This is a genomic window from Paenibacillus sp. MAHUQ-45, from assembly GCF_058133325.1.
On the sequence record NZ_JBYUPV010000025.1, the window covers coordinates 22,527 to 33,661 of the forward strand.

11 protein-coding genes are annotated in these 11,135 nt (G+C 49.9%); all 11 read left to right on the forward strand.

From position 1 onward, the window contains the following. Window positions 1–74 precede the first annotated feature (74 nt). The gene (locus AC3Y23_RS28850) at window positions 75–1,328 is read left to right on the forward strand and encodes a bifunctional 3,4-dihydroxy-2-butanone-4-phosphate synthase/GTP cyclohydrolase II (RefSeq protein ID WP_379205522.1); all 1,254 of its coding nucleotides are present in this window, start codon (window positions 75–77) and stop codon (window positions 1,326–1,328) included. Between the two features lie 536 nt (window positions 1,329–1,864). Continuing rightward, window positions 1,865–2,332, forward strand: a complete 468-nt coding sequence (ribH, locus tag AC3Y23_RS28855) for a 6,7-dimethyl-8-ribityllumazine synthase (protein ID WP_066365462.1) — start codon at window positions 1,865–1,867, stop codon at window positions 2,330–2,332. Window positions 2,333–2,466: 134 nt separating this feature from the next. Next, a complete protein-coding gene (locus AC3Y23_RS28860; protein ID WP_379205523.1) occupies window positions 2,467–3,258 on the forward strand; it encodes a segregation and condensation protein A in 792 nt (263 codons plus the stop codon). Beyond that, entirely contained in the window at window positions 3,227–3,820 is a 594-nt protein-coding gene (gene scpB, locus AC3Y23_RS28865) for an SMC-Scp complex subunit ScpB (protein WP_379205524.1), read from the forward strand. The genes AC3Y23_RS28860 and scpB overlap by 32 nt, the downstream gene beginning before the upstream one ends. 226 nt (window positions 3,821–4,046) lie before the next feature. Continuing rightward, window positions 4,047–5,417 (forward strand): pyridoxal-phosphate dependent enzyme, encoded by a 1,371-nt coding sequence (locus tag AC3Y23_RS28870; protein WP_379205525.1) that lies wholly within the window; start codon window positions 4,047–4,049, stop codon window positions 5,415–5,417. A gap of 20 nt (window positions 5,418–5,437) precedes the next feature. Then, window positions 5,438–6,595, forward strand: a complete 1,158-nt coding sequence (locus AC3Y23_RS28875) for a cystathionine gamma-synthase (protein WP_379205526.1) — start codon at window positions 5,438–5,440, stop codon at window positions 6,593–6,595. Window positions 6,596–6,817: 222 nt separating this feature from the next. Next, window positions 6,818–7,528 (forward strand): DUF2953 domain-containing protein, encoded by a 711-nt coding sequence (locus AC3Y23_RS28880; RefSeq protein WP_379205527.1) that lies wholly within the window; start codon window positions 6,818–6,820, stop codon window positions 7,526–7,528. A 91-nt stretch (window positions 7,529–7,619) separates the two neighbouring features. Continuing rightward, a complete protein-coding gene (gene ytfJ, locus AC3Y23_RS28885) occupies window positions 7,620–8,093 on the forward strand; it encodes a GerW family sporulation protein (RefSeq protein ID WP_379205528.1) in 474 nt (157 codons plus the stop codon). Between the two features lie 219 nt (window positions 8,094–8,312). Beyond that, on the forward strand, window positions 8,313–9,509 hold the full coding sequence (locus AC3Y23_RS28890; RefSeq protein WP_379205529.1) for a D-alanyl-D-alanine carboxypeptidase family protein: 1,197 nt from the start codon (window positions 8,313–8,315) through the stop codon (window positions 9,507–9,509). 33 nt (window positions 9,510–9,542) lie between these two features. Continuing rightward, entirely contained in the window at window positions 9,543–10,208 is a 666-nt protein-coding gene (locus AC3Y23_RS28895; protein WP_379205530.1) for a nucleoside recognition domain-containing protein, read from the forward strand. 7 nt (window positions 10,209–10,215) lie between these two features. Beyond that, window positions 10,216–10,749: a spore maturation protein gene (locus AC3Y23_RS28900; protein ID WP_379205531.1), complete on the forward strand. Its 534-nt coding sequence runs from the start codon at window positions 10,216–10,218 to the stop codon at window positions 10,747–10,749. Window positions 10,750–11,135: the final 386 nt, after the last annotated feature.

Here is an 11,135-nt window from a genome sequence, read left to right on the forward strand (position 1 = left end):
ACGAAGACATGATTACTAAGCAATGACGTGATGCGAAGCAATGAAGCTTCTGCAAACGATGAGGAGGATAGATCATGAGCGAACAATCAAAGCAGGAAATAGTCCTGGATTCCATAGAATCAGCGATTTATGATTTGATGCGCGGCAAAGTGGTCATTGTTGTGGATGATGAGGACCGTGAGAATGAAGGAGACTTCATCGCTCTGGCGGAACGCGCGACTCCCGAAGTGATCAATTTCATGATTACTGAGGGACGCGGGCTGGTCTGCCTGCCGATTACAGCGGAGCGGGCAGAAGAGCTGGATCTGAAGCCGATGGTCAGCCAAAATACGGATTTCCACGGTACGGCCTTTACAGTCTCGATCGACCATAAAGATACAACTACTGGCATTTCCGCAGCAGAGCGCTCCATGACGGTCAAAGCGATCATGGACCCGGAGGCGAAGCCGTCCGATTTCCGTAGACCGGGCCACATGTTCCCGCTGATTGCCAAAAAAGGCGGTGTGCTGCGCCGCTCCGGTCACACAGAGGCCGCTGTCGACCTGGCTCAAATGAGCGGTGCTTATCCGGCTGGTGTGATCTGCGAGATTATTAAGGAAGACGGCACGATGGCTCGTCTGCCAGATCTCATTGAGATTGCCCGCAAGCATGATCTGAGACTGATCAGTATCAAGGATCTTATCCATTACCGGAATGAGAAGGAGAAGTTGGTTACCCGCGAGGTAGCGGTACGGATGCCAACCGATTTCGGTGAATTCCAGACGATAGCTTATTCTAATGTAGTAGATGACAAAGAACATATTGCACTGGTCAAGGGCGATATTTCCGGCGACGAGCCGGTTCTGGTACGTGTTCATTCTGAATGTTTGACTGGGGATGTCTTCCACTCCCACCGCTGCGATTGCGGCCCACAATTCGAAGCTGCGCTGCGTCAGATTGACGCTGCTGGCAGAGGTGTCCTGCTCTATATGCGTCAGGAGGGCCGGGGCATTGGTCTGATCAATAAGCTGCGGGCCTACAAGCTGCAAGAGGAAGGACTCGATACCGTTGATGCCAACCTGAAGCTGGGCTTTCCGGCAGACCTTCGCGATTACGGAATCGGCGCTCAGATCCTGAAGGATCTCGGACTGCAACGAATCAAGCTGCTAACCAACAACCCTCGCAAGATTAAGGGGCTGGAGGGATATGGCCTGGAGATTGTAGAACGTGTACCGATCCAAATGCCAGAGAATGAGGATAATACAAACTACCTGCACACGAAGCAGGCTAAACTTGGTCATCTGCTTTCTTTTGACAATATTGAACAGAACGAGACCAGCAAAGCTTGAACCACTTATAAATGAACGCAAGAAATACGACTTGTCCGAAAGAAACAGGAATGAATGAAACAAAGCTGAGAAGGTATGACGGAGAGGGTTGAGCATCTCTCGAGTTGAAATAAGAGCATTTATGTACCTTAAATGGGACGTAAATCAGTCTCAACTGAGATTAATGGCAATTTTGTATGTTAAATCCTCCAAATCATCCTAATATCAGTGCATTTACCGAAATTAACATACAATAATGCCCTTAAGTTCCTGAATTACCTCGAAATGAGGAAAATAAGGTGCGAAAATGCCGTTAATCTGGGAAGCAAGATCTTTTCCGGAGGAAAGAAAACCGGGTTCGAAAGCATGTGCTAAGCTGTCTCTGAAACTTAACCGTAAGTAGCAGTACAATGAAAAGAAATCCGTAGACAGCAGCGGCCGGAAGCCCAAACCGTTCACCGTAGTGACGATCGAGTCTTATGTGATAGCCGAGTTTAATTACCAAACTACAAATAACCAAATTTTAAATAACTATTAATGAAGGGTTGATGAACAATATGCCGAACTATTTTGAGGGACACTTAGTATCCGAAGGGTTAAGATATGGAGTTGTTGTAGGACGTTTTAATGAATTTATTACCAGCAAGCTGCTGTCCGGCGCGCTGGATGCCTTCAAACGCCATGGTGTAGCTGATGACGAAGTGGATGTGGCCTGGGTTCCCGGGGTGTTCGAAATTCCACTGATTGCCCAAAAAATGGCCGAAAGCGGCAAGTATGATGCAGTGATCACATTAGGTACAGTGATTCGCGGCTCTACAACACACTACGATTATGTGTGCAATGAAGTGGCCAAGGGCGTGGCGGCGATCAACCTCAAGACAGGCGTACCGACAATCTTCGGCGTAGTAACGACCGAAAACATCGAGCAGGCCATTGAGCGCTCCGGAACCAAAGCGGGCAACAAGGGCTGGGATGCTGCGACGGCGGCTATTGAAATGGCGAATCTGAACAAACTGCTCAAATAACACCTATTGACGAATCTACTAAAATCGTGCTTATTTATATGTATAAGAAGAAAGCATGAATGATATGAATCTTTCTACTTGTGTAGCGTCCTTGCGGCGCTGCACTTTACTTTTTTTTGGCGGGAGGAAGCCTCGTGACTGTATTGTACAAGCTGGAAACGTTCGAGGGTCCGCTGGATCTGCTCTTGCATTTGATTGATAAGGCGGAAATCGACATCCAGGACATTCCGGTCAGCGAGATCACCGAGCAGTACATGGAATACCTGCAGTCCATGCAGGAGCTTGAACTGGACATTACCAGCGAGTTTCTCGTAATGGCAGCCACCTTGTTATCTATTAAAAGCAAGCTGCTACTGCCGAAGCCTCCGGTCATCGAGATCGATGACTTCGAGTATTACGAGGAAGATGAGCTTGATCCACGTGCCGAACTCGTACAGCGGCTGGTGGAATACCGCAAATTCAAGAGTATTGCGATCCAATTGATGGATATGGAAAGCGAGCGGAGTCTGATCTTCACGAAAGAGCCGGAAGATCTGGGGCCGTTCGTTCCGACCCAGCAGGATCATCCGCTCAAGGGATTACATACTGCTGACCTGATTGCGGCGTTCCGCAAGGCACTCAGCAAAGCTGCTAGACGATCCTCCTATCAGCGGATCACAAGGGATGAGATCTCGGTGAAGGATCGGATACGGGATGTGTCTGATGCGCTGCGGCGGGGTGGCCGGGGCCACAAGCTGCGCTTCTCGGCTCTGCTGGATGATGAGATGGCACGGCATGAGATCGTGGTGACTTTTCTAGCGATTCTGGAGTTAATGAAGATGAAGGCGATCTTCTGCTACCAAGAGAAATTGTTCGAAGACATCGTGATGGAGTGGAGAGGAGGGGAACAACTAGATGAACTACAAGGAACTGAAATCAGTTATTGAGGGCTTGCTCTTTCTGTCTGGGGATGAAGGTTTGTCTGTGCGACAAATTGCCGAGATTACGGAGCAACGTCCCGAATTGACTACACGGGCGCTGGAAGAGCTGAAGGACGATTATAACACGCAGGAACGCGGCCTTCAGGTTGTGCAGATTGCCGGGAATTACCGGCTGGCTACACTGCCTGCCCACGCGCCATACTTCGAGCGGCTGGCCTACTCGCCGTCCCGTGCGTCCTTGTCCCAAGCGGCACTGGAGACGCTGGCGATTGTCGCCTATCGTCAGCCGATCACGCGTGTGGAGATTGAAGAGATCCGCGGCGTGAAGTCTGAACGGGCGATTCATACTCTGAATAATAAGGATCTCATTCATGAGGTCGGACGGGCGGAAGCGATAGGTCGTCCTATTCTGTATGGCACGACAAAGTCCTTCTTGGACAGCTTTGGGCTGGCCAGCTTGAAAGAGTTGCCGGAACCATCCAGCTTTGAGAGTCCAGATAATCTGGAAGAAGAGACACAACTGTTGTTCAGCAAGCTGGACAGCCAGATGACCTTCGAAGAAATGTAATAGCTGAAAGTTCGTATTGTTGGTGAATAGCGTTATAACCTATGCCGTTGTCCCTTTGGGACAACGGTTTTTGTCTATGATCGGGTTCCCGGCCGTAAGGTCACTCAATTCTGCTATATCCCTTTAATGTGATAAATTGACAGTCGGGGGCAGGCACCTTTATAATTTTAAAGCATACTATTTCTATATGAATTATTAATAGGTAGAGGATTGAGGGTTGATTCGTATGAAAAACATTCCTACAGCGATTGATCTGATCGGCAACACCCCTTTAATTGAAGTCCATTGTTTTGATGTAGGTCCATCCAGACTATTCCTCAAGCTGGAAAATCAGAACCCTGGCGGGTCTATTAAGGACCGGATCGGCCTGTCTATGATTGAGGACGCAGAGCGGAAGGGGTTGATCAAGCCCGGTGACACTTTGGTTGAAGCTACGGCTGGCAATACGGGACTAGGGTTGGCACTAGCTGCTATTACGAAAGGATATAAGCTGATTCTTGTGATCCCCGACAAGATGAGTACTGAGAAGGTAAACCATCTTCGGGCGCTCGGGGTGGAGATTATTCTTACCCGCTCCGATGTGGAGAAAGGCCATCCTGACTACTATCAGGATTATGCCAAGCGAATCGCGGAGGAGACACCGGGTAGCTATTTTGTCAACCAGTTCAATAATCCCGCTAACCCACTCGCCCATGAGCTAACAACCGGGCCGGAAATCTGGGAACAGACCGAGCATGAGGTGGATGCCATAGTTGTAGGCGTTGGCTCGGCGGGGACGCTGAAAGGGTTGACGGACTATTTTCGCAAAGTGAAGCCGGATTTGGAAATTGTACTTGCTGATCCTGAAGGGTCCATCCTCGTTGATGTTGTGGAGGGCAATCCTCTGTCTGAGCCTGGAAGCTGGCTTGTGGAAGGGATCGGGGAGGACTTTGTCCCTCCGCAGTTCGATCAAACGCTGATCAGCAAGGCGTATCATATCACCGATGAAGAAAGCTTTGCCTCTGCCCGTACATTGCTGCGTCAGGAAGGGGTTTTGGGTGGTTCCTCCACCGGGACACTGATCAGTGCTGCTGTGAAATATGCACGGGAACAGAGTGAGCCCAAGAACATTGTTACGTTTGTCTGCGATAGCGGAAACAAGTATCTTACCAAAATGTTTAATGATTTCTGGATGATTGACCGGGGACTCATCCGCAAGCAGCAAAGTGGCGGCATTTCAGATCTGGTCACCCGCAAATATTCGGAGCGCAGTGTCATTACGGTAGGGCCAGAGGATACGCTGCTGAACGCTCATGCCAAGATGAGTCTGTATGAAATTTCACAAATTCCGGTGCTGAAGGATGGGACCGTTGTAGGCATCATTGATGAATGGGATATCTTAACGGCTACAGAAAGCCGTAATGAGCATGCTCTTAAAGATGAGGTCAGACAGTATATGTCTACCAATGTTGCAACCGTCTCAATCGAAGACGATCTTGCTCAGGTAATCTCGATTCTGAAAGAAGGTTTGCTCGTTATCGTCACTAAAGACGGGGAATTCTACGGGGTCATCACCAAGAGTGATTACATTCATTATTTGCGCCGCAAATTATTATAAAAACAGGAGCTGAAGATTAGATGAGCCAATACGGATTTTCCACCAGAGCCATTCACGCCGGTCAGGAGCCTGATCCCACGACTGGAGCGGTGATTACACCGATCTATGCCACGTCTACGTTTGCCCAAGAATCACCTGGTAAGCATAAAGGCTATGATTATTCCAGAAGCGGTAATCCGACTAGAACGGCACTGGAGACCTGTGTTGCTGCCCTGGAGGAAGGAGAAGTCGGTTTTGCCTTCGCTTCCGGACTGGCCGCTGAGTCAGCTATTATTGATACTCTTCCGCGGGGATCTCATATTATTGTGACTGATGACCTGTATGGAGGTACATTCCGCCTGCTGGACAAGGTGAAGAAGGATGCGCTAGAACTGGAGGTTTCGTATGTCGATCTATCCAATCCCGAGAGCATTGAGGAGCACATCCAGAACAATACTGTCCTGATTTGGGTAGAAACACCGACGAATCCTTTGTTGAAAATAGTAGATCTGCGAAAAATCGCCGCTATCGCTGCGAAGCACAATCTCATCAGTGTTTGCGACAACACGTTCGCATCTCCATATCTGCAACAGCCCCTGAAGCTGGGCTTTGATATCGTTGTCCATTCCGCCACTAAATATTTGAATGGGCATTCGGATGTGATCGCTGGCATCGTTGTAGCGAAACATAATGATGAGGTAGCTCAGCGGATTAGTTTTCTGCAAAATGCGATAGGTTCCCCGCTTCCGCCATTTGACGCTTTTCTTCTACTTAGAGGGATTAAGACCTTATCGGTGCGAATGGAGGCTCATTGCCGAAATGCTCTCGCCATTGCTGAATTTTTGGAGCGTCATCCGAAGGTCGAGAAAGTAATTTATCCAGGACTGCCTTCAAGTCCATATTATGAAACGGCCAAGGGACAAATGAGCGGCTTTGGCGGCATGGTGACCTTTTTGGTCAAGGGCGGAGAGAAAGAGGCAGCAACGGTTGTTGAGAAGACCCGGCTGTTCACTTTGGCAGAAAGCCTAGGCGGTGTGGAGAGCCTGATCGAGGTACCAGCTGTGATGACCCATGCCTCCATCCCCCAAGAAACCAGGGAGCAGATTGGAATTTATGATAACCTGATCCGTCTGTCTGTTGGTATTGAAGAGACCGCTGATCTGATTGCAGACCTGCAAACAGCTCTTGAGCACGTGTAGATAGAAATAAACTTTTGATTCTGTTTTGGATACGAGTCTTCCTTCTCAGTATATTGTGATCTGTGCACTGTCGATGCCCTCTTCTGGGGCTGAAAGCGACGGTGCTTTTTGTTGTGATTAGATGGAATGGGGATATTTTTGGGCTGCACCGAATTTTTTCCAACCTTCCTTCCCATACTAAACCAATAGTTCCCATGATTAAGAATGCCTGGAGGTTAATTCGTGACACTTTGGATCGCAGTTCCCCTTGTCTTGTTGCTTCTCGTGATTGTGCTGATCCTGTCCTCTTCTCTCCATTTTCATTTCCGGCTATGCAGGGTGGGTAAGGACGACAGAGTGGAGCTTGACGTGACCGCTCTATTTGGACTTATTAAGTATCATTATGAGCTACCCAAGGTGATCTATGCGGGGATTGAGCGGGGAGTGCGGGTAAAGCTGGAGAAGAGCGGTCTGGCACCGGTCAGAAGTGACGATGAGCAGGTAGGCGACATCGACAAGGAGACGGTGGATAACTGGCTGGACTCGATCAAGAAGATGCTAAAAGCAACCCGCTACTTTAAGAAATGGTTCAAAAAGACAGCCGCTCATGTCCGTATAACAAAATTAGACTGGTCCACGGATTTCTCACTGGAGGATGCGGCATTGACAGCAACAGCCGTGGGCGCGCTCTGGGGCCTCAAATGGAGCTTGGCTGGCTTACTGTCGAAGTGGGTAAGGCTGCAGAAAAGTCCGCGGCTTTTTGTAAAACCAGTCTTTGAGGATAACTTTAGCTTTACTTCGGAACTGGTGTGTACGGGAAACGTTTCTATTGCTTATATGATCTATGCGGGAATAGGGCTGCTGCGCCGAATTTCAAAGGAAACGGGGGGGCTGCGGCGCTGGAAGGCATTGCTTAGCAAATCCCGTGGGATCAAGGGGCATCATTCTTCCTGAAACGATACGGCTTACATACAAATGGGCGATGATGGGGATGATATCGCTGTAGAATAATGACGATTCCCAGAAGCCAAAGGAGGACAAAAATATGAGTGATCATCCCATTCAGGGTCTAATGCAGACTGCTATGGAAAATATTAAAGGCATGGTTGATGTCAATACGATTGTAGGCGATGCGGTAGAAACACCAGACGGTAGCGTGATTCTGCCTATCAGCAAGGTAGCATTTGGCTTTGCTGCAGGCGGTAGTGATTACCGTGTTGAGGATGACGGTTCATCAGGTAGTGTGACCGGAACGCAATCTGGCGTCAAGCTGCTGCCTTTCGGTGGCGGTAGCGGTGGCGGGGTATCGATAAGACCGATTGCTTTTCTCGTTGTAGGCAAGGGCGGCGTGCATATTGTTCCGCTGGATAATCAAACCCATCTGTTCGAGAAAATCATTGATGCTACCCCGAACCTGATCGACAAAATCCAGTCCATGTTCCAGTACAACGCCTCTGTCGCTACAACGACAACCGAAAAAACCGTAACCAAGAGCGACACTACTCCATCGACTCATTAAATATCACACGAATTGTAAGATGCCACTACAAGCTTGGCTGAATCAGGGAGATCGCCTTATCGGCGATGTCCCTTTTTTTGAGATAAGGATATTTGCAGCCAGGATGACAGGACTTCAGCGAGGATTTTCTAAAAAGGATGATCCAGGTTGAAGGACATACCTTCCCGCCTGTCCGCATACACTTGTACTATATAAGCGCTAAGAAGCCGGAGGGTAAACATGAAGACAATAAACCGAATATGCTCAGTTGTTTTAATAGTATGCCTTGTGGTCATTTTGGCGCCCTTGCCGTCACTCCGGGCGGAGAAGAGTTCTGTTTCCACATATGCCAAGGCGGCGGCACTGATTGATGTGGAGTCCGGCCGTATTCTATACAGCAGCCACGGTGACGAGCCCATGCTGATAGCCAGCTTGACCAAAATCATGACGGCGATCGTCGCCATAGAGAACGGAAAATTAAGCGATAAGGTGAAGGTGGGGAAGAACGCTTTTGCCAAGGAAGGGTCATCCTTGTTCCTGAAGAACGGAGAGGAGATGACTCTGGAAAATATGCTGTACGGCCTGATGCTCCGCTCCGGTAACGATGCAGCGACTGCCATTGCTGAGCATGTGGGAGGCTCGGAGGATGGCTTTGTGTATCTGATGAATACCAAGGCTGAGGAGCTAGGGCTCATCCACACCCATTTTGCCAATCCGCACGGTTTGGATGCCGAGGGGCATTACTCTAGTGCCAATGATCTGGCCAGGCTGACCGCATATGCGCTGCATAACCCTGTGTTCAAGCAGATCGTTAAGACTGAAGTGAAGACCGCGGATAATCCTTATGAGAAGTGGGACTACAAGTGGGTCAACAAAAATAAAATGCTGCGACTCTACGAAGGAGCGGATGGGGTAAAGACCGGATATACGAAAAAAGCGTTACGTTGCTTAGTCAGCTCCGCTACCCGGGGTGGACAGCAACTCGTCGCAGTGACACTGAACGATGGTAATGACTGGAACGATCATGCGGCGCTGCTTGATTTTGGCTTCAACCATTTTCCGCTCAAAACCATTATAGAACGCGGGGACAAAATCAAGGGGTACGAATATGTAACTGGACAGGATTTTGCGTATCCATTCAGCACGGGGGAAGAAGCAAGACTGATCACGAAGCTGGTGCTGAACGGGGGGCAGGCGGTATCCCCAAAAACTGCTCGTAGTACGGATTTTGGACTGCGTGGTGTGTTGGTACTCCAATTGGGCGGCCAAGAGATTGGCCGGGTTCCGGTATATCAGCCCGGCACAGTCCCTCCCGAGCAGACGCCGTATGCGAAGAAATTCAACTCGGCTTTGGCAGCGGAGTATCCAGCGAATACCTGGCTCCAAGCCCTTGGTAGTGCGCTGCGCGCGTTGTTTGGCCGCTTCCATCACGAATAGGGGAAGCTGAAAGTGGGAGGGGAGGACTTACCCATGATTAACGGAATCTGGCTGGGGATGATCGTCATTGGCTTTTTGTTTGCGGCGGTCAACGGTCGCATGGATGAATTTACGGCAGCAGTATTTGACGGGGCGAAAAGCGGGGTTACCGTAAGCTTCGGTTTAATCAGTGTGCTGGTGTTCTGGCTGGGCATTATGCGGGTTGCAGAGGACGCTGGATTGTTAAAAAAGATCGCCAGGGTGCTCGGCCCTGTCGTAGCTTTTCTGTTTCCCGATGTGCCCAAAGGGCATCCAGCCATCGGCTATATTCTCTCTAACATGAGCGCGAACCTGCTCGGCCTTGGCAATGCAGCAACTCCGATGGGCATCAAGGCGATGCAGGAGCTGCAGAATCTTAACCCGGATAAGGATACGGCTACTCCGGCCATGTGTACCTTGCTGGCCCTGAATACGGCCAGTATCACGCTGATTCCGGCTACACTGATCGCGATCCGCCTCAACTACGGCTCCACCGATCCCGCTGGGATCGTCGGCACGACGCTTGCTGCTACGGCAGTTGCCACGCTGGCCGCTATCGTGGCTGACCGGATGTTCAGGCGGCTGACGCTGATGCACAAGCCCCCTAAACCGCCTGCCCAAGGGACGAATAAGTCCATTGGGGGGAGTAGAACGCTCCCTCATTCCTCATTGAAAGGGTGAACGTGTCTTGCTGAATTTTATCAGCCTTATTTCGGCTTGGGCGATTCCGGTTCTGATCACGTTCATACCGCTATACGCCTTCTCGCGTAAAGTCCCCGTATATGAATCTTTTGTAGAAGGCGCTAAAGACGGCTTCAGCACCGCTATCGGCATCATCCCGCATCTGGTCGGGATGATGGTCGCCATCAGTGTATTCCGCGCTTCAGGAGCGCTTGATTACCTGATGGGTTTCGTGGCCCCCCTGCTGCAGGGGCTGGGGGTGCCTTCGGAGGTGCTACCGCTTGGTCTCCTGCGTCCACTGACTGGGACCGGGTCGCTGGCCTACACCACCGACCTGATCCGTGTACACGGCCCGGATTCGCTGATCGGCATGATTGCCTCCACCATTCAGGGCAGCACGGACACCACACTTTACGTGCTGACGGTCTACTTTGGAGCCGTCGGGATCCGTAACGGCCGCTACGCGCTCAAGGTGGGCCTTTTCTCCGACGTTGTCGGTTTCGTTGCAGCTATTGCGATTTGTCTGCTCTTATTCGGGTAATAGGGTGTTCAGTAGCATTGGTCTAAAGGGTGGGGCGAGCGAGGTATGAGCAACATGGTGAGGTGGCAGGATGGTTGGAGTCGACAGTAAGATCCTTTGAACAACATGGGAAAGACTCTCTCGGTCAGCGCCGGTTTGCTCTCAGCCTCGGGAATACGTAAATAAGAGCGTTTTTGTACCTTAATTCGACGGCAACGAAGGGAAAACCCCAATTAAGGGCATTTTTGTATGTTAATTCTTTAGGTATATCGCTTTTTTAGGGATATGTAGGAAAATAAGGTACAATAATGTAGGCCTGTTGATTAGCCAAAAAAAGGTAGAAAAAAAGCCGCCCGTTCGTTACAGTGTTTGTACCCCTACAAACAGTGGAAACGAGGCGACTTCAT